Below are 19848 nucleotides of genomic sequence, written 5' to 3'. Positions count from 1 at the left end.
TATGATTGAGATAAGAGAGGCTGTAAATAAAAAACAACTGAAAGAATTCATCAAAGTTCAGTTTGAATTATATAAAGGCAATCCGTATTGGGTACCACCTTTAATAAATGATGAACTTGAAGGATTTGATAAAGATAAGAACCCGGCATTTCAGCATGCCGAAGCTAAATTTTACATAGCATATAAAGACGGAAAAGCCGTTGGGCGTATTGCAGCAATAATCAACTGGCAGGAAGTAAACCTGCAAGGAAGGAAGAAAGTGCGCTTTGGCTGGTTTGATGTTATAGATGATGTTGAAGTAACTAAAGCATTGCTTGACAAAGTAATCACATTCGGTAAGGAACACAGCCTCGAGATGATTGAAGGCCCAATGGGTTTCAGCAATCTTGATAAAGTAGGAGCCCTTACCGAGGGCTTTGAAGAGATGGGCAATATGATTACCTGGTATAACCATCCTTACTATGCTCAACATTTTGAAAAGCTGGGCTATACAACAGAAAAAGAATATATTGAGAGCATCTTTTCTTTTAATAATGTTGATCCTGCACCATTCATTAAGGCTGCCGGCCTCATAAAACAACGTTATGGGCTTGTGCCGGTAAATTTCACTTCACCGAAAGATATCATGCCTTATGTTGATAAGATGTTTGACCTTTTCAACAAATCTTATGAAAAGCTTGCTTCATTTGTACCCATAAGCCAGGTGCAGCGGGATTACTTCAAAAAAAGTATATCGGGCTTATTAATCCGGATTACATCAAGTTTGTCATGGATAAAGATGACAACATGATAGCTTTTACTATTGTAATGCCTTCATTTAGCGAGGCTTTGATAAAAGCAAATGGCAGGCTTTTCCCGTTTGGGTTCATACACTTATTAAGAGCTAAGAAATATAGCAAGGATGTAGTGTTCTATCTTATTGGCATAGACCCTGAATATCAAAGCAAAGGTGTAACTGCAATAATCTTTGACGAATTCTACAAAGTATTCAATAAAAATAAAATCAGGAACTGTATTCGCACACCTGAACTGGCTGATAACTACGCCATGCACAACCTGTGGAAGAATTTCAACCCCCGGATTAATAAACGAAGAAAGACATTTAGTAAAAAATTATAATAAAAAAGCCCGTTCGAAATGAACGGGCTTTTTTATTATAATTTGCAATCTTTATTCAGCTGATACATCAACTGTTGTTTCAGCGGCAATCTTTTTATAAGTACCGTTTTCAAGCTTTTCGCGTATAGCCTCATAAGCCTTAAGCGTCTCGTTGATATCTTCCATCGTATGCATTGCAGTTGGTATCATCCTAAGCAATATAATACCTTTCGGGATAACAGGATATACTACAATTGAAAGGAATATACTGTAATTTTCACGAAGGTCGTTCACCATTACCATAGCTTCAGGAATACTCCCTTCAAGATAAACAGGTGTTACACAAGTGTTTGTGTCGCCAATATTAAAGCCACGCTCCTTAAGTCCGTTCTGCAGTGCGTTCACATTTTCCCAAAGCTTATCTTTAAGCTCAGGCATAGTGCGAAGCATATCAAGGCGTTTAAGTGCACCTTTTACCAAAAGCATTGGCAAAGACTTCGCAAACATTTGTGAACGAAGATTATACTTCAAAAAGTCGATAACATCTTTATCAGCTGCTACAAACGCGCCAATACTCGCCATTGATTTTGCAAAGGTTGAGAAGTATACATCAATACCATCCTGGCAGCCCTGCTCCTCTCCTGCACCGGCGCCTGTTTTACCCAGCGTACCAAAGCCATGAGCATCATCAACAAGCAGCCTGAAGTTATATTTTTCTTTCAGGGCAACAATCTCTTTCAACTTGCCCTGCTGTCCGCGCATCCCGAAAACACCTTCTGTAATTACAAGAATTCCGCCGCCGGTGGTCTCAGCCATGTTGGTAGCACGCTCAAGATTTTTCTCAAGGCTTTCCACATCGTTGTGCTTATAAGTAAATCGCTTGCCCATGTGCAGGCGAACACCATCAATGATACAAGCATGAGAATCAACATCATACACGATCACATCATTTTTCGACACCAATGCATCAATCGTAGAAACCATACCCTGGTATCCGAAGTTCAGCAAATAGGCTGACTCCTTGCCAACAAATGCTGCAAGCTCTTGCTCTAATTGCTCATGGAAAGTGGTATGCCCACTCATCATTCGGGCGCCCATTGGGTAGGCCGAACCATATTCAGCAGCAGCTTCAGCATCAACCTTGCGTATTTCCGGGTGATTGGCAAGACCAAGGTAATCGTTAATACTCCAGTTAATTACTTCTTTGCCATGAAACTGCATCCTGTTGGCTAGCGGCCCTTCAAGCTTCGGGAACACATAGTAACCCTCTGCCTGTGAAGCCCATTTACCAAGTGGGCCTTTATTTTTTTGAATCCTTTCGAATAGATCTTTTATCATATTTCTAAAATATTACCGGCGTGTTAAAATACCGCACCAAAAGTAATTATTAAAAAACTTATGTCATAAAAAAATTATGCTTTCTCAACTCAAATTTAGAAGAAAGTTTGTGCTTAATAATTAAGATTATTTTAACGTTTAAAATATTTTTTTAGATTTACATAATTAATAACCTAACCAAAAACATAAAATGGAATCACAAAGAGTAGACATGTACCTGATGACCAATGCAAAATATTTTCAGCCGCAACACCTGAACTATATCCGTGAAAGGCTGCAGATGGCAGATGACTCAAAATGGGGAATGATTCAGAGCGTTGACCTTAAAGACCCTACAACCATACTTATTGTGTCAATACTTGCCGGTTCATTGGGAATAGACCGTTTCCTGATTGGCGATACAGGCCTTGGTGTTGGAAAACTACTAACCTGCGGCGGACTTGGCGTATGGGCTTTGGTAGACTGGTTCCTGATCATGGACGCCACACGCCAAAAAAACATGGAGAAACTACAGCAGTTCCTGTAATAATAATGACAAGAAACAGGCTATACCTTCTACTGGCCGGCGGTATTACTGCCGGATATGGGTTGCTGGCGCTTACTCATGATATCCATGATACGCCCACGCCCTGCTTATTTAAACATGCAACAGGTATAGCCTGCCCTTCTTGCGGAAGCACACGGTCTGTGATTTCGATTTATGACGGTAATTTTTTTGAAGCGCTCCAAACAAATCCGCTGGGGTTTATCATCGTTGCAATACTTATTGCAGGACCATTGTGGCTATTGGCTGACATAGCGTTAAAAAAAGATTCGCTTTACCAGGCTTTCCTTATTTTTGAAAAAACAATCCGCACCCGGTGGCTTGCAGCAAGTTTAATTGTACTTGTTGCCGCAAACTGGGCCTGGAACATTTATAAAGGCTTATGACACAAGATCAGGATATCTATATTTATCCGCAGGAATACGAGCAGGCATCAAACAGCTACCTTATGTCAGTCGTTTCTGTAATGGCTGGTACTTTCCTGCCCATCGTTAATTTTATTGCAGCAGTAATATTTTACCTTGGCAGCCGTAAAGGTTCGTATTTTGTAAGATGGCATGCTATACAATCTGCTTTGGGGCAGACAGTGCTTATTCCGTTCAATTCATTTGCTTTTGCGTGGACAATCCGTGTCTTGTTCAACGGTTTCCCGTTTGAAGAAATGGAACACCAGGAATCCTTTTTTATGGATAATATTCTTGACGCGTCATCAGCTTATTGGGGGTTCATCGCATTTGTATTATTGCTCAACGTAATTGAATTTTTCGTAACTATGTATGCAGCGATAAATGTTCGCAAAGGAAAAAATGTGCGCTGGTTCATCCTTGCGAATATAACCGACAGCATTTGCTCTAAAGAAAATAGAGACCCATACCGCACCTAACCATGAAACTCGTCTTTGCCTCTAACAATAAAAACAAGATACTTGAGATTAGGCACCAGCTCCCGCCGAAAATTGAGCTGCTAAGCCTTGAAGACATCGGGTGTTATGAAGATATTCCTGAAACTGCTGATACTATTGAAGGCAATGCTATCCTTAAAGCTAATTATGTAGCCGAAAAATACGGCTATAATTGCTTTGCTGACGATACAGGCCTTGAAGTAGATGCCCTGAACGGAGCGCCGGGAGTATATTCTGCGAGATATGCAGGAGAACAAAAAAGTGCAGAGGATAATATGGCAAAACTTTTACAGGAACTTGAAGGTAACAGTAACAGGCAGGCTAATTTTAAAACTGTAATTGCACTTAACCTTGATGGTAAGCAGCTTTTATTTACCGGAATCGTTGAAGGAAGCATAACTACAGAATGCCACGGAACCGGCGGATTTGGGTATGACCCCATATTTATCCCTGTAGGAGAAAGCCGGACTTTTGCGCAACTTTCTCTTGACGAAAAAGCCCTGATAAGCCATCGTGGGCGGGCTGTGGCGCAGCTTATAGCTTTCCTGAAAAGCTAACTTATTGATTTTCAAATTTAAATATATTTTTAATTGGCATGCTCTTATTAGTTTATATCGCTAATAAACAGTACCTTTGCACCTATTTTAAAAATATATATGAATAAATTTGAACAATTAGGATTAAACGAATCGTTACTGAAGGCAATTGGCGACCTTGGATTCGAAAATCCGTCTGAAGTACAGGAAAAAGCGATTCCGACCTTATTGGAGAAAGACACTGACATTGTAGCGTTAGCCCAGACAGGGACAGGAAAAACGGCTGCATTTGGTTTCCCGCTGATACAAAAAATCAATCCTGAAAACAGGAACACTCAGGCGCTTATCTTATCGCCTACTCGTGAGCTTTGCTTACAGATAACCAACGAGATAAAGCTATACTCAAAATACGTAAAAGGCCTACACACTGTGGCTGTTTACGGTGGTGCAAGCATTACAGAACAGGCCCGCGAAGTAAAGCGCGGCGCACAGATTATCGTGGCTACGCCGGGAAGGATGCAGGACATGATAAACCGTGGCCTTGTTGACATTTCTAAAATCGACTTCTGTATTCTTGACGAAGCTGATGAAATGCTGAACATGGGCTTTTATGACGATATCGTTTCGATACTTTCAACATCGCCGGATGAGAAGAGCACATGGCTTTTCTCAGCTACAATGCCGCAGGAAGTTGCGCGCATAGCTAAAGAATTCATGCGTAAGCCGCTTGAAATCACTGTAGGAACAAAGAACTCTGGTTCATCTACAGTATCACACGAATTTTACCTTGTAAACGCACGTGACCGCTATGAAGCGCTTAAGCGCCTTGCTGATGCCAACCCTGATATTTTCTCGGTGGTTTTCTGCCGTACAAAGCGTGACACGCAGGCTGTTGCAGAGAAGCTTATTGAAGACGGGTACAACGCTGCTGCACTGCACGGCGACCTTTCTCAGGCGCAGCGTGATGGTGTAATGAAATCATTCCGTAACCGCCAGATACAAATGCTTGTGGCTACCGATGTAGCTGCAAGGGGCATTGATGTTGATAACGTAACGCACGTAATCAACTACCAGCTCCCTGACGAGATTGAGACCTACAACCACCGCAGCGGGCGTACAGGCCGTGCCGGTAAGCTGGGTACATCTATTGTAATCATCACTAAAAGTGAACTACGCAAAATATCTGCTATTGAACGCATTATCAAACAGAAATTTGAAGAGAAAACCATTCCTTCGGGTATAGAGATTTGCGAGATTCAGCTGTTCCACCTTGCCAACAGGATCAAGGATGTAGAAGTTGACCATGAGATAGACTCATACCTTCCTGCTATTGAAGAGGTGATGAAAGACCTTACCAAAGAAGAGCTTATCAAGAAGATGGTGTCGGTTGAGTTTAACCGTTTCATCAACTACTATAAAAAGAACCGTGACCTTTCTGCACAGTCTGCCGGTAATGACAGGCGCGACAGCAGCTCGCCAAGGCCGGGTGACAATGGCGCAACACGTTACTTCATCAATATAGGCTCACGCGATAATTATGACTGGATGTCACTTAAGGATTTCCTTCGCGATACGCTTGGCCTGGGCCGTGACGATGTGTTTAAGGTTGATGTGAAGGAAGGCTTCTCGTTCTTCAACACTGCGCCTGAACACGCTGAAACGGTTATGGATATACTGAACAGCTTTACGCTGCAGGGCCGAAGGATAAACGTTGAAATTTCTAAGAACGACGGCTACGACAAAAACAGCGGGCGCCGTGACCATAACGGGCGCGGCGGAGGATTCTCACCACGTGGCGGAGGAGACCGAAGCAGCGACAGGAATGCACGTTCTGAGCGCAGAGGCAGTGGTGAATCATTCGGGCGCAGCGGTTCAAGAGACGGTGGCTCGCGTGACGGAGGAAGCCGTGCCCCGAGGCGCAGTGACGGTTTTGGGGGTGGCAATGCATCACGCAGCAGCTCTCGCGAAAAGAGGCCGCGCAGGAGCTAACCTGAAAATCAGGCTTAAATATTTCTTATAAATGTATACTAACTGCAAAATATCACGTTTGTTTAGTACCTTTACCGTACTATATATGCAAATGAGATATTTTGTAGTTTTATTTTTTATACTTCTCTCACTGCCGGTATTCTCGCAGGAGGGCGGCCGTACCGAGATTTCAGCAAAGATCATTGATGATGCCACGTTACTGCCTATCTCAGGCGTTAATGTCATCAACATTAACACAGTTAAGGGTACGGTTACCAATACACAGGGTGATTTTGAAATCCTGGCAAAAGTGAACGACACTCTGCACGTTTCAATCATCGGCTATACGTCTGTAAAAGTGCGTGTTACCAGCGACTGGGTAAAACTCAAAGGCAACACTAAAATACCGCTCACGCAAAGGGCCTACACGCTTGAAGAGGTGGTGGTAAACAAATATAACCTCACGGGCTATCTTGCCATAGATGCAAAACTGGCCCCTGTAAAAGATAACTACAGGTACAGCATATCTGGCCTTCCCGCCGGGTATGAGGGCGGAGATCGCTCCCCGGGAGCTTTCAGGCGTGTGGTAAGCGCTATCTTTAACCCCGCGGATTTCCTGCACAACGTTTTCGGTAAAAAATCATCTGAAATGCGCCGCCTTCGCGAAATGAAAAAAGATGATACCGTGCGCAACGCCCTGGCAACCAAGTTTGACCGTGAAACGCTTGCTGCCCTTCTCGGCGTAAGCAAAGACGAAATCCCCGAAATACTGGAGCGCTGCAACTACTCACAAGATTTCATAAAAACCGCAAACGACCTCCAGATCATGGATGCCATAAGCGGATGCTATGAGGAGTATAAGGTGCTGAACAAATAGGTCTTAGGTTTTAGGTTGCGAGTTTCGCGTTACGAATCAATCTGAAAACTGTGACTGCGACTGAAAACTATTTTAGGCTAATGGCTTGTGCCTAAATAACGTTCCGTTACAAAATCAATATCTTTAATCGATTTCCTGGCCCAGTCAATACGCTTTTCCAATATTTCTTCTTCTGATAATTACCATTGTACATCTGATTTCCGTAAACGCGACATTATACTCTGAATGATAATTGCGGCTGAAGATGATATGTTCAGGCTCTCGGTAAAACCGTGCATGGGTATCTTGATGAAACCATCTGCCTGAGACAATACTTCTTCACTTAGGCCGAGTCTTTCTGTGCCGAAGAAAAGCGCCGCAGGTTCCGAAATATCAAAGTCATCCAGCAGGCAGGAGTCATCATGTGGTGAAGTAGCGATAATATTATACCCATTAGATTTCAGTGCATCAATACAGCTTTGGGTATTGTTGTAGAGGTTGATGTCGACCCATTTCTGGGCGCCCATAGCAATTTCCTTGTCTATTGTCTTGCCGTATTTTTCTTCAATAACATTAAGCTCCTGTATACCGAAAACCTCGCAGGTACGCATTACTGCGCTGGTGTTGTGCAGCTGGAAAATATCTTCAACTGCTATGGTAAAATGCTTTGTGCGCTGTTTAAGTATTTCGGCAAATTTATCCCTCCGGTTTTCAGTAATGAAAGTTTCAAGGTATTGCAGGTAATTTTCGTCAGCAGTATTTTTAGTCATTATGAAGCGTTTAACAAATCTTTTCCTAAATTAGTCGAACCAAAAACAAGGTATGACACAGGAAATCTTACTTCAACAAATCTACAAAAAAGACAGCAAAGCCTTTACCCTGCTTTATGACATGTACTCGAAAAGCCTTTACGGTGTTATCTTCAATCTTATAAAAGACAAAGAAGAAGCAGAAGATGTGCTGCAGGAAGTATTCGTAAAAATCTGGAAAAATATAGACAGCTATAACGAAACCAAAGGCCGTTTCTTTACCTGGATACTTAATATTGCACGTAATTCCAGCATTGACAGGCTACGGTCTAAAAGCCACAACAACAGCCTTAAAAACCTCAGCGCAGATAACTTCGTACATATCCTCGACAATAACGCTACGGCAATCAACAGGATAGACGCAATAGGTATAAGGGAATTTGTAAAAAAACTCAAGCCCAAATGCATAAAGCTGATAGACCTGCTCTTTTTTAAAGGCTATACCCAACAGGAAGCCAGTGAAGAGCTTGAAATTCCGCTAGGCACGGTAAAAACACAAAATCGCACGTGTATAAATGATTTGCGTGCAATATTACAGGTACAATGAGTAACAGGGAATATATAGAATCGGGTATTTTAGAACTTTACGTTTTCGGTTCACTTTCGGAAAGCGAAGCAGCCGAAGTGCAGCAAATGGCGGCGGAACATCCCGATGTGCAGGCAGAGATAATAGCCATTGAAAAAGCAGTGATAAATCTGTCTTACAGCATTGCCCCTCACCTTTCATCTGAAAATTTTGAAAGGATACGCCAACAGCTGATTGAGAAATACAGCCACGAAGAAGGTGTTGTAGCCATGCCGCGCCGCAGGGCTAATGTTTCCGCAATTATAGGCTGGGCAGCAGCAGTTATCCTGATGGTTGGACTTGGTTTCCAATATTATAAGTATAATGAAGTAATTGCTGAAAGGGATAAGGTTGTTAAAGAACGTTCACAATTTGAAGAACTTTTGGCAGCGACATCTGCGAAACAAAAAAATACGGAAGATGTACTGGAATTTGTAAAACATAAGAACACCAATGCCATTTACCTTGAAGGGCAGCAGGCAGCGCCTGACTCTTATGCACGCGTTTATGTCAATACGCTGACTAACCAGACGTCGGTAGATCTCTCCGGATTACCTGAACCACCACAAGGCCATGTATACCAGATTTGGGCGCTAAAGCTTGACCCGCTTACCCCAACAAGCATAGGTATAGCAGACGACACAAAGGCTAATAACGGAATTCATACCGTACAAACTTTTGAAGGTGCACAAGCCTTTGGTATTACCCTTGAACCTGCCGGCGGAAGCCCTACACCAACCATGGAGCAGCTATATACCCTGGGCAAAGTATAATGAAAAGAATTGCAGTACTCACAGGAGCCGGCGTTAGTGCTGAAAGCGGGATAAAAACCTTCCGTGATGCAGGCGGGCTGTGGGAAGGCCATGACGTAATGGAAGTGGCATCTCCTGAGGGTTTTGCCAAAAATCCGGAACTGGTAATGGAATTTTACAACCTGCGCCGCCGCCAGCTGTTTGAAGTACAACCTAATGCAGCCCACATTGCCATTGCGCAGTTGGAAAAAGATTTTCATGTAAACGTAATCACCCAGAATGTTGACGACCTGCACGAGCGCGCCGGCAGTACCGATGTGCTGCACCTGCATGGCGAATTACTGAAAGTCCGCAGCGTTCATGGTTACGAGTCTATTGAATGGAAAAAAGACCTGCACATTGGTGATCTGCATACTGACGGTTCGCAACTGCGGCCTGACATCGTGTGGTTTGGTGAGCCTGTGCCGGCCATTGAAGATGCTATGGATATTGTTGCCAAAGCGGACTACCTTATTGTTGTAGGGACTTCAATGCAGGTATACCCTGCCGCCGGGCTTGTAGACTATGCCGCCGATGATGTTCCGGTATACTACATTGACCCCAACCCTGCAAAGCTGCACAACCTGCGCAACCCCTTTGAGGTTTTGGCAATGAAAGCAAGTGAGGGTATGCCGATAGTGGCTGAAAAATTGAGAACAAATCTGTAAAACATACATTTCTTATAAAATAATGAAGGGCGCGGCTTTTTAAGTTTGCGCCTTTTTATTTATACCGTAAAACCCTATATTTGCGAATAGACCTACAGTACAACAACACAATGCAAAACTTATCTGAACTTAATGCTATATCACCTATTGACGGGAGGTATAGAAACAAAACTATTTCTTTATCGCGCTTTTTTTCTGAAGAAGCGCTCATCCGCTACCGCGTACTTGTGGAAGTGGAGTATTTCATCGCGCTTTGCGAATTGCCGCTGCCACAATTATCAGGCGTTGACAAATCTACTTTTGACTCATTGCGAAATCTTTATAAGAATTTCACTTCTGAGGATGCCCTTAAAATAAAAGAAACTGAAAAAGTTACCAATCACGATGTCAAGGCTGTAGAATACTTCATTAAAGACGCTTTTGAGACCCTGGGACTTTCACAACACAAAGAATTCATTCATTTCGGACTGACATCGCAGGACATCAATAATACTGCTATTCCTCTTTCAACCAAAGAGGCGTTTGAAGATGTGTACATGCCATCGCTAATCGCTGTTATCTCAAAACTTAAAGAATTAAGCGTTGAATGGAAGGACATCCCAATGCTGGCTCGTACCCACGGGCAGCCTGCCTCTCCTACCCGCCTCGGCAAAGAAATTGGTGTGTTTGTAGAAAGGCTTGAAGAACAGCTTCGCCTGCTTTTTAATATTCCGTTTGCAGCAAAGTTTGGCGGCGCTACCGGTAACTTCAATGCGCATGCTATTGCTTATCCTCAACAGGATTGGCGAAAATTCGGCAATGATTTTGTGGAAGGCACGTTGGGTCTCAAGCACTCCTTCCCTACTACACAAATTGAACATTATGACCACTTTGCGGCTTTCTTTGATGGACTAAAGCGTATCAATACAATCCTGATAGACCTTGACAGGGATATCTGGACGTATGTTTCAATGGATTACTTCAAGCAAAAAATAAAAGCAGGCGAAATTGGCTCATCGGCAATGCCGCACAAAGTGAATCCAATCGACTTTGAAAATAGCGAAGGTAACCTTGGTATTGCTAATGCGATTTTTGAACATTTGTCTGCAAAACTGCCTATATCAAGGTTGCAGCGCGACCTTACCGACAGCACCGTACTTCGCAACATAGGCGTGCCAATGGGACACACGCTTATAGCTTTTGAAGCTACTTTGAAAGGCCTTAACAAGCTTTTGCTGAACGAAGAAAAGTTTGCTGAAGACCTCGAAAAAAACTGGGCGGTTGTAGCAGAGGCCATACAAACAATTTTACGCCGCGAGGCATACCCAAACCCATACGAAGCTTTAAAAGAGCTTACACGTACAAATAAAGCGATTGACAGGGATGCAATACATACCTTCATCGGTACATTAAATGTTAGCGATGAAATCAAAAAGGAATTGCTGAAGATTACCCCATCAAATTACCTGGGTATTTCACCATAAACCAAAATCATCATTTTATGCCAAACAAAATCCTGATACTTTTTGCTCACCCATTATATGAAAAATCTAATGCCCATAAGGCGTTGGTAAGCTGCATCCCGAACTTGCCAAACATTACTTTTCATGACCTGTACCAGGAATATCCGGACTTTGACATCAACATGAAACGTGAGCAGGAATTGCTCTACAACCACAACATAATAATCTGGCAGCACCCCATGTACTGGTACAGCTGCCCACCTCTGCTGAAACAATGGATTGATATAGTCCTGGAGCATGGATGGGCCTATGGCCATGATGGTTACGCGCTTAAAGGTAAACTATTGCTTCAGGCAATAACTACAGGAGGCAAAAAGGAAAACTATTGTGCTACGGGCCGTGACTTATATACTATACCCCAACTTTTAGAGCCATTCAACCAGACCGCCCGCGTATGCCGGATGGAATATCTTCCGCCGTTTGTTGTACACGGAACACATTCTATGGATGATAATGGCTATGCTGAAAACGGCGAGCTGTATTGTAAAGTACTGGAGTATCTCGCCAACAATGAGATTGACCCTGCTGAATTGAATAAATACAATTACTTCAACGACTGGTTACAAACTAAAACTGCAGCTTATGGAAAATAGTATATTGTTTGAAGCCATTATTTACCTGGCTGCTGCTGTTATATGTGTACCTATAGCAAAGAAAGCAGGGCTTAGCTCTATACTGGGTTATCTTTTTGCCGGGATAATTATTGGCCCGCACGTGCTTGGCCTTATCGGTCAGGAAGGTGAAGATATTATGCACTTTGCCGAGTTCGGCGTGGTAATGATGCTTTTCCTTATCGGGCTTGAGCTAGACCCGCATAAATTCTGGAAGATGCGCCGCTTTATTGTAGGCATGGGTGGCTTGCAGGTGGTTGGTACTACTGCCGTACTGTTCATTGCAATATCAGCCGTACTGCCGTGGCAATGGCAATCCACCATTACAATTGCGCTGGCGCTTACACTATCATCCACAGCAATTGTGCTGCAGACAATGAAAGAAAAAGGCTTGTCTAACACATCAATGGGCAGGTCATCTTTCGCCGTTTTGCTTTTCCAGGATATAGCGGTAATCCCTATACTCGCCATACTTCCGCTTATAGCCACCGGGAATATTGAAAATACCGACGTTGGTGATTCGCTTATTGCAGATTTCTCACCCTGGCTGCAAACGCTGTTAGTATTCGGCACAATTGGCGGGGTATATTTGGCAGGACGCTACCTTTTTGTCCCGATACTGCACATGGTGGCCCGTACAAGGCTGCAGGAGCTCTTTACTGCTTCAGCCCTATTGCTGGTCCTGGCTGTATCTTTTGCTATGCAAATGGTTGGGCTAAGCCCGGCACTTGGGGCATTTATGGCTGGGCTTGTATTGGCAAACAGTGAGTTTCGCCATGAGCTGGAGGGTGATATAGCTCCTTTCAAGGGATTGTTGTTGGGACTGTTTTTTATAGGCGTAGGCGCATCTATAGATTTTGGGCTTATACTAGCCGACCCGGCATTCATCATAATTTTCTGCACCATATTCAATATCATTAAATTCCTCGTACTAATTGCAGTCGGGAAATTGTATAAAAAGAGCGCTGACCAGAACATCCTGTTTGGTTTTGCACTCAGCCAGGCAGGTGAATTCGGTTTTGTAATATTGGGCTTTGCTACTCAGCTGAATCTTATGCCTACAGCCCTTGCCAACCAAATGATGGCCGTAATTGCTACGAGTATGATAGGTACGCCATTTTTACTGCTTATAAATGAAAAATGGATTGACCCTTTCTTTGGCGTTAAAGAAAAACAGCCGAAAAATAAATATGACAGCATTGACGAAAAGAATGATGTTATAATAGCAGGGTTCGGAAATTTCGGAAGCACAATTGTTCGCCTGCTGAAAACCAACGGTATATCTGCAACAGTATTAGACATGGACAGCGATCGTGTGGATTCACTGCGTAAAATGGGCTTTAAGGTATATTACGGAGATGCCTCACGGCTTGAGCTATTGAAGGCTGCCGGTTGTGATGACGCAAAATTATTCATTGCCGCGATTGACAACCCTCGTGTAAATTTTGCGGTTGTTGAGATGATTAAGAAGCACTTCCCTAACCTGAAGGTACTGGCCCGTGCCCGTAACCGCAGCGACGCTTTTGAGTTGGTAGACATGGGTGTAAGCAATTTTTACCGTGAAAATTTATACAGTGCCGTGCATTTAGGTGTTGATGCACTGGTAGAGCTTGGGCAGAGGCGCTACACTGCCACACGCCAGGGACAGCGTTTTATTAAATATGATGAACTGTCGATATTTAAGCTTGCGGAGAAAAGGCACGATAAAAAAGCCTTCCTTATGACTACAATGGAAGAGATTGAATTGCAGGAACAACTACTTAAAAACGACCTGTATGCCCAGCTTGGCGCTAATGACCATGCATGGGAAAATACTTCGCTTAAGAAAGAAGCCGGTGAGAGTGATGAGCCACAAGCCACTGGATAAGCCAAGAGTTAAAAAGCCACAAGCCACTAGTTGCTCAGCATATGAGTGAGAACTAGTGGCTTGTGCCTTGTGGCTAACTTCTTTTAGCGCGGTTAGCGCGAATAATTAGGAGCTTCCTTAGTAATCGTTACATTATGCGGATGGCTTTCAGATATTCCGCTTGAAGTGATGCGTACAAAACGGCCTGTTTCCTGTAGTGTAGGGATGTCTTTTGCACCGCAGTAACCCATACCTGCACGTAGCCCGCCTACAAACTGCAGCATGCTTTCAAAAAGTTCGCCTTTGTAAGGCACACGGCCCACGATACCTTCGGGAACAAGTTTCTTTACATCATCTTCCACATCCTGGAAATAGCGGTCTTTACTGCCTTCTTTCATGGCTTCAACTGAACCCATACCTCTGTATGATTTGAACTTACGCCCTTCAAATATAATCGTTTCACCCGGAGATTCCTTTGTGCCTGCAAGCAACGAGCCAAGCATTACGCAATCCGCACCTGCGGCTATGGCTTTTGGGATATCACCGGTATAACGGATGCCGCCATCAGCAATAACAGGTACACCTGAACCCTTGAGTGCAGCAGCAACCTCAAGCACCGCAGAGAATTGCGGGAAGCCCACACCTGCCACAACACGTGTAGTGCATATAGATCCCGGGCCAATACCCACCTTTACGGCATCAGCGCCGTTTTGTGCAAGGTATAATGCAGCTTCAGGGGTTGCAATATTGCCCACCACAACATCAAGCTGCGGGAATTTAGCTTTTACCTCTTTCAATACTTTTACTACGCCGGCTGTATGGCCGTGGGCTGTATCAATAATCACGGCATCAACACCTGCATTTACAAGCGCTTCCGCCCTGTCAACCGCATCTGTAGTAACACCAAGTGCAGCAGCTACGCGAAGGCGCCCAAAGCGGTCTTTATTGGCCATAGGTTTCTGCGTAAGCTTTGTAATATCACGGAAAGTTATCAGTCCAACCAGTTTATTGTCTTTATCAACTACCGGCAGTTTCTCAATTTTGTTTTCCTGAAGAATGCCCTCAGCAACTTCAAGGGTGGTGCCCTCGCCTGCTGTTACAAGGTTTTGAGATGTCATCACCTCAAGTATTGAACGGCTGTTGTCTTTCTCAAAGCGAAGGTCGCGGTTGGTAACGATGCCTTTCAATTTCCCGCTTTCATCTACAACTGGTATTCCGCCTATGCCATACTCTCGCATGGCAGCTTTGGCATCGCCCACATTGGCTGTAAGAGGTAAAGTAACCGGGTCTATGATCATGCCTGATTCAGCCCTCTTTACTTTGCGGACTTCAGCAGCCTGCTGGGCTATAGTCATGTTTTTGTGAAGTACGCCAATACCACCCTCACGAGCCATAGCGATAGCCATAGCGCTTTCGGTAACGGTATCCATCGCAGCTGAAACCACAGGAACGTTAAGTGTTATGTTTCGTGAAAATTTTGTCTTAATGCTTACTTCGCGCGGAAGTACTTCAGAATAGTTGGGGACGAGCAAAACATCATCATAGGTTAAACCCTCGCCGATGATCTTAGTTGTGTGTGCTTTCATCGTTGCAATTTGTAGTTAAATTGCATGCAAATGTAGTGTTTTTTTAGTGACTAGCCACAAGGCATCAGCCAAAAGATAATCATGAAGCTAAAAAAGCTTGTGCCTCGTGGCTTTTGGCTAAATCCTGGCATCAATGATACTCGCCAAATATTTTGGTAGCCTCATTGTAGGCGCTTTCAAAACTCATAGGGCTGGTGCCGGTATCTTCTTTAACCGTTGTAAAATATGATAGCATACGTTCAGTTGGCATGTTACCGGTGAGGTCATCTTTTGCCATGGGGCATCCGCCAAAGCCTTGTATAGCGCCATCAAAACGGCGGCAGCCGGCTTTGTAGGCAGCATCAACCTTTTCGTGCCATTTATCCGGAGTAGTATGCAGGTGGGCACCGAATTCTATATGAGGGTATTTAGGGATAAGGTTTGCAAAAAGATAATCAATCACGTCGGGCGTTGAGCTGCCAACAGTATCGCTTAAAGACAATATCTTTACACCCATTGATGACAATTTCTCTGTCCACTCCCCTACAATTTCTACGCTCCAAGGGTCGCCATAAGGGTTTCCAAAACCCATTGATAAGTACGCCACAACCTCCTTATTAGAAGCATCGGCAATGTTGAGTATCTCTTGGAGTGTGATAAGCGAGTCGGCAATTGTTTTGTGGGTATTTCGCATCTGGAAGTTTTCAGAAATCGAAAAAGGATACCCTAAATATTGTATTTCACTATGCTGGGCTGCCGACTGAGCACCCTGAACATTTGCTATGATAGCCAGGAGTTTAGTCTGCGTACGCGAAAGGTCAAGCTGTGCCAATACCTCAGCCGTGTCCTGCATTTGCGGGATAGCCTTTGGCGAGACAAAGCTTCCAAAGTCAAGTGTATCAAAGCCAACACGCAGCAAAGATTGCAGGTAGGTAACCTTTTTCTCCGTCGGTATAAACGCCTTAATGCCCTGCATGGCATCACGGGGGCATTCGATGATTTTTACTTTACTCATAGATGCCCAAAGATAAAAAACTATTACATTTTACGAAATCGATTTCTCTGCTAACATTATAAACCGACGCAAGCACAACGTTTACTTTAACATAATATTAAGATTTACAGATTTTTATATAATTTTGTTGCTTTACATTATCACATGAAAGTTATAATCACCTGTTTCATAACTCTATTTTCTTTAGCCTCGTTTGCGCAGGCAAAATATGAAAGCAAAGCGCATGGCTTTAGCATGAACGAACCTGAAGGTTGGATTGTTGCCAATAATCAGGATGTTCTGGAAAACCTTGAAAAGCTTGACCTTGATGATGCCAAGGTGATGAAGATACTGGAAGATCGCAAAGGTTCGCTGCACCTGGTATCATTTTACAAATATGATCCGCAAACGCATCCCGGCCTTATACCTGCCATCCAGATAAACTTACGGGAGAGGCGAAATAAAGACTGGGACACTTTTAAGTCAACCCTTGTAAAAAGCGCACGCGACATGGGTAAGCTGCTTGAAGACTACGAGTTTATGGAAGAGCCTGCTGATGTGAAAATTGACGGGATTAAATGCATTTACTTCCGTACCAAGTTCACAATGAAAACTGATAACGGCCAACAATACCGTGTAAGGAACCGGATGTACATCATCCCGAAAAAAGATTATTACTTCCAGATAAATTTTACTGACGGTCTTATAAACGAAGACTGTAGCGCTGAGTTTGATAAGCTGGTAAAGTCAATTGATGTAAAGCGGTAATCATTCTTCCAATGCCGCCACAGCCTGCTTATCTTCATTAATAAGATAAATGTAGTTGAACATACAAAATGCTGCCACAGCGCCAAACACATGCCACAAAAAGTGTGTACCGAACGATACCCATCCCCAGCCGTCTGTCACCCTGAAGGTAAGCGCAAATACAAACGCTACTAAGGCAAAGCCAACCCAACGCGCGTGCCTGAACTTTGTTTTGACCAGAAATCCTAAAACAGGAAATAAAACAATAGATGCAAGCACAGCATAATTTATGTTTATGAATAACTGTATATCATTTCCCTGTGCAAATTTTTGGCGCAGGAAAAACTGAAATGCCGCATAAAGCAAAACAACACTTACAGCAAAATACCACCTTACAATTTTTGACAAGAAGTAAACCCCTGCCGCAACACAGAGCAGCATAATAGGCAGCCAGTCCATCATTATAAAAATACTCCACTGCCTTAAACCATGGTAAATTGTGCCTCCTATACCGCCAATGTATAAAAGCGCCACTGCAAAAGACAGAAATTTGTGCGTTTTGCCTTTACCGGCCAGTCTATACGTCCAGTAGCCGGCCAGAAGCAAAAATAGCAATGATGTTATGGCGTTCAGTGGTTCAGGAAAAAACCTGTCAAGGTTTGTTTCGGTATAAAGCATTCCGCCATCAGGCGGCATAGTATTAATCTGCATCATTAAAATGTTTGGCATAAATTTAGTATACATGCATCTATCCTTCGGGAAGAATTAATATTTTTTTATGAAATTAGCTTTGTCTTAAAACATAAAATTGGGCTATGAATATATAATACTAAATTTCTTACTTTTTATTACATTGCCAACCTTCAAACACATCCAACCAAAAAAATAGTTAGTGGAGCTATACATTAAATATAACATTGATACACTGTGCAAAGTGATTTTACAGCAGCAGCTTGACAAATTTGAAATTGACTGTAAAGTTACTGAACCCGGGTATGTAAGATTCAGGGAAAACATCCCGATGGAGAAGTATGAACGGCTCATAGCTTCACTAAAAGAGTACGGCATTGAGATAGTTGACAACCAGAAAAGCATACTGGTGCAAAAAGTAAAGAATGCCATTATTGAAATGATATATTCTGAGAAAGGCATCCCTTCAGTAAAAATATCAACCTATCTTGCTGAAAAGCTCAATGAAAATTACCGCACATTGTCACAGATTTTTTCTGAAGTCACTTTTATTTCGATTGAGAATTTCATAATCTTGCATAAGATTGAAAGAGTAAAGCAATTACTGCTTACAGAAAACCTCTCGCTTACCGAGATATCATTCATGATGAATTACAGCAGTGTTGCCTACCTTTCACAGCAATTTAAAAACATAACCGGCGTAACCCCTACTTCTTTCCAGAAGATTATGCGGCAAAAACGCTATACTGAATAAGTTGTACTGAATGCGCCTGACCGCCCTTAACATAATGCTGGCTGATGATGATGCCGATGATCGCCTTTTTTTAAGGAAGCTTTTGAAGAAGTAAAAATTAAACACCAGATTATTGAGTTTACTGATGGTGAAAAGCTTACAAAGCACCTTGCTGATAAAGCCAATCCGTTGCCGGATATAATTTTCCTGGATTTAAATATGCCCCGGAAGTCGGGTATGGAATGCCTCCGTGAAATCAGGGAAGATGAACGTCTCAAAGACATTACTATCGCAATATATTCCACCTCGTCATCTGACGATGACATTGAAAATACATTTGTTGCAGGAGCCAATGTTTACATTAAGAAGCCTAATAACTTTGACTACCTCGTTAAAATTTTGAATGACATTATGCTTGTAAACTGGCAGTATATTACTGATGGGCTGAATAAAGACAGTTTCATAATGAATGTTACTTAAAACGTAAGATTATCGTATAATCTTATAAGCAAAATCTTAGTTAAATAGTTATATACATTTTCATATTCTTCCTGTATTATTTATATTTGTAAGAATGTATCAATACTTCAAATATGAATTCGGGATTAACAGTATATTATATTGACGATGACCAGGATGACCGCGAGTTCTTCAGCGAGATAGTTGACCTTGTTGATGAAAACGCGCGGGTTGTCACCTTCCGGAATGGTCAGGAACTGTTAGATGCCCTGCAGGTAGGTTCCCAGGAGCACGCCTGCCTTTTTCTTGACATCAATATGCCCGGCATGAATGGGTTTGAGGTATTGGCTAAGCTACGCGAATCAGACGCCCACAGAGACCTTCCCGTAATTATGTTCTCTACATCAGGTGATGCAGTTACAATTGAAAAAAGCAAAGAACTGGGAGCGAACCTTTTTGTACAGAAATCTGCACTTCTTGAAAACCTAAGGCAGTCTATAAGGCATGCGCTTAATATAAACTGGGCAACCTTTGAGCCTACCGATACTAACTTTGTTTACAAAGCATGATTCAGCCAATACCAATAATATAGCCTTGCGGCAACACAAATTCCAACTTCTAAAAATG

20 protein-coding genes and 2 pseudogenes are annotated in these 19848 nt (G+C 42.9%); 17 read left to right on the top strand and 5 right to left on the bottom strand.

Annotated elements, in window-relative coordinates; translation table 11 throughout:
- Nucleotide 1 precedes the first annotated feature (1 nt).
- Nucleotides 2-1119: pseudogene (locus LRS05_RS09205) on the top strand (GTP cyclohydrolase).
- Nucleotides 1120-1170: 51 nt separating this feature from the next.
- Here LRS05_RS09205 and LRS05_RS09200 read toward each other — a convergent pair.
- Nucleotides 1171-2436 (bottom strand): aminotransferase class I/II-fold pyridoxal phosphate-dependent enzyme, encoded by a 1266-nt coding sequence (locus LRS05_RS09200; protein WP_257868055.1) that lies wholly within the window; start codon nt 2434-2436, stop codon nt 1171-1173.
- 190 nt (nt 2437-2626) lie between these two features.
- On the opposite strand from LRS05_RS09200, the gene LRS05_RS09195 reads away from it, so the two are divergent.
- The 6 genes from LRS05_RS09195 to LRS05_RS09170 all read left to right on the top strand — a co-directional run bounded on the left by LRS05_RS09195 (nt 2627) and on the right by LRS05_RS09170 (nt 7262).
- A complete protein-coding gene (locus LRS05_RS09195; protein ID WP_257868054.1) occupies nt 2627-2962 on the top strand; it encodes a TM2 domain-containing protein in 336 nt (111 codons plus the stop codon).
- A 5-nt stretch (nt 2963-2967) separates the two neighbouring features.
- Nucleotides 2968-3366, top strand: a complete 399-nt coding sequence (locus tag LRS05_RS09190) for a DUF2752 domain-containing protein (RefSeq protein ID WP_257868053.1) — start codon at nt 2968-2970, stop codon at nt 3364-3366.
- Nucleotides 3363-3863: a DUF4870 domain-containing protein gene (locus tag LRS05_RS09185; protein WP_257868052.1), complete on the top strand. Its 501-nt coding sequence runs from the start codon at nt 3363-3365 to the stop codon at nt 3861-3863. The genes LRS05_RS09190 and LRS05_RS09185 overlap by 4 nt, the downstream gene beginning before the upstream one ends.
- A 2-nt stretch (nt 3864-3865) precedes the next feature.
- Nucleotides 3866-4438, top strand: coding sequence for a non-canonical purine NTP diphosphatase (locus LRS05_RS09180; RefSeq protein WP_257868051.1), 573 nt, complete (start codon nt 3866-3868; stop codon nt 4436-4438).
- 99 nt (nt 4439-4537) lie between these two features.
- Nucleotides 4538-6406: a DEAD/DEAH box helicase gene (locus tag LRS05_RS09175; protein WP_257868050.1), complete on the top strand. Its 1869-nt coding sequence runs from the start codon at nt 4538-4540 to the stop codon at nt 6404-6406.
- Nucleotides 6407-6497: 91 nt separating this feature from the next.
- Nucleotides 6498-7262: a carboxypeptidase-like regulatory domain-containing protein gene (locus LRS05_RS09170; protein WP_257868049.1), complete on the top strand. Its 765-nt coding sequence runs from the start codon at nt 6498-6500 to the stop codon at nt 7260-7262.
- A 77-nt stretch (nt 7263-7339) separates the two neighbouring features.
- Here the strand turns inward: LRS05_RS09170 and LRS05_RS09165 are convergent.
- Nucleotides 7340-8011: pseudogene (locus tag LRS05_RS09165) on the bottom strand (TrmH family RNA methyltransferase).
- 52 nt (nt 8012-8063) lie between these two features.
- On the opposite strand from LRS05_RS09165, the gene LRS05_RS09160 reads away from it, so the two are divergent.
- The 6 genes from LRS05_RS09160 to LRS05_RS09135 all read left to right on the top strand — a co-directional run bounded on the left by LRS05_RS09160 (nt 8064) and on the right by LRS05_RS09135 (nt 14054).
- Complete coding sequence (locus LRS05_RS09160; protein WP_257868048.1) at nt 8064-8597, top strand: RNA polymerase sigma factor; 534 nt, start codon at nt 8064-8066, stop codon at nt 8595-8597.
- Complete coding sequence (locus tag LRS05_RS09155) at nt 8594-9388, top strand: anti-sigma factor (protein ID WP_257868047.1); 795 nt, start codon at nt 8594-8596, stop codon at nt 9386-9388. The genes LRS05_RS09160 and LRS05_RS09155 overlap by 4 nt, the downstream gene beginning before the upstream one ends.
- Entirely contained in the window at nt 9388-10074 is a 687-nt protein-coding gene (locus LRS05_RS09150; RefSeq protein WP_257868046.1) for an NAD-dependent deacylase, read from the top strand. The genes LRS05_RS09155 and LRS05_RS09150 overlap by 1 nt, the downstream gene beginning before the upstream one ends.
- Nucleotides 10075-10184: 110 nt before the next feature.
- Nucleotides 10185-11537, top strand: a complete 1353-nt coding sequence (gene purB / locus LRS05_RS09145) for an adenylosuccinate lyase (protein WP_257868045.1) — start codon at nt 10185-10187, stop codon at nt 11535-11537.
- Nucleotides 11538-11554: 17 nt separating this feature from the next.
- Nucleotides 11555-12169, top strand: a complete 615-nt coding sequence (locus tag LRS05_RS09140; protein WP_257868044.1) for an NAD(P)H-dependent oxidoreductase — start codon at nt 11555-11557, stop codon at nt 12167-12169.
- A complete protein-coding gene (locus LRS05_RS09135) occupies nt 12159-14054 on the top strand; it encodes a monovalent cation:proton antiporter-2 (CPA2) family protein (RefSeq protein ID WP_257868043.1) in 1896 nt (631 codons plus the stop codon). Before LRS05_RS09140 ends, LRS05_RS09135 begins: the two co-directional genes overlap by 11 nt.
- Before the next feature lie 92 nt (nt 14055-14146).
- On the opposite strand, the gene guaB is transcribed toward LRS05_RS09135, so the two are convergent.
- Together guaB and LRS05_RS09125 are read right to left on the bottom strand one after the other, a co-directional pair.
- On the bottom strand, nt 14147-15619 hold the full coding sequence (guaB, locus tag LRS05_RS09130) for an IMP dehydrogenase (protein ID WP_257868042.1): 1473 nt from the start codon (nt 15617-15619) through the stop codon (nt 14147-14149).
- A 130-nt stretch (nt 15620-15749) separates the two neighbouring features.
- Nucleotides 15750-16613, bottom strand: a complete 864-nt coding sequence (locus LRS05_RS09125; protein ID WP_257868041.1) for a hydroxymethylglutaryl-CoA lyase — start codon at nt 16611-16613, stop codon at nt 15750-15752.
- A 144-nt stretch (nt 16614-16757) separates the two neighbouring features.
- Between LRS05_RS09125 and LRS05_RS09120 the strand changes: the two genes are divergently transcribed.
- Nucleotides 16758-17360 (top strand): hypothetical protein, encoded by a 603-nt coding sequence (locus LRS05_RS09120; RefSeq protein ID WP_257868040.1) that lies wholly within the window; start codon nt 16758-16760, stop codon nt 17358-17360.
- Here LRS05_RS09120 and LRS05_RS09115 read toward each other — a convergent pair whose 3' ends face one another.
- Nucleotides 17361-18068 (bottom strand): hypothetical protein, encoded by a 708-nt coding sequence (locus tag LRS05_RS09115; protein ID WP_257868039.1) that lies wholly within the window; start codon nt 18066-18068, stop codon nt 17361-17363.
- A 163-nt stretch (nt 18069-18231) separates the two neighbouring features.
- On the opposite strand from LRS05_RS09115, the gene LRS05_RS09110 reads away from it, so the two are divergent.
- From LRS05_RS09110 to LRS05_RS09100, 3 genes are all read left to right on the top strand, one after another.
- On the top strand, nt 18232-18783 hold the full coding sequence (locus LRS05_RS09110; RefSeq protein WP_257868038.1) for an AraC family transcriptional regulator: 552 nt from the start codon (nt 18232-18234) through the stop codon (nt 18781-18783).
- A 96-nt stretch (nt 18784-18879) separates the two neighbouring features.
- Entirely contained in the window at nt 18880-19242 is a 363-nt protein-coding gene (locus LRS05_RS09105; RefSeq protein WP_308224971.1) for a response regulator, read from the top strand.
- A 113-nt stretch (nt 19243-19355) separates the two neighbouring features.
- Nucleotides 19356-19790: a response regulator gene (locus LRS05_RS09100; protein ID WP_257868037.1), complete on the top strand. Its 435-nt coding sequence runs from the start codon at nt 19356-19358 to the stop codon at nt 19788-19790.
- Nucleotides 19791-19848: the final 58 nt, after the last annotated feature.

Source organism: Flavobacterium sp. J372 (genome assembly GCF_024699965.1).
Lineage (GTDB): Bacteria > Bacteroidota > Bacteroidia > Flavobacteriales > Flavobacteriaceae > Flavobacterium.
Note: the sequence above shows the minus strand (reverse complement) of the source record. Positions and strands in the feature narration are given on the sequence as shown.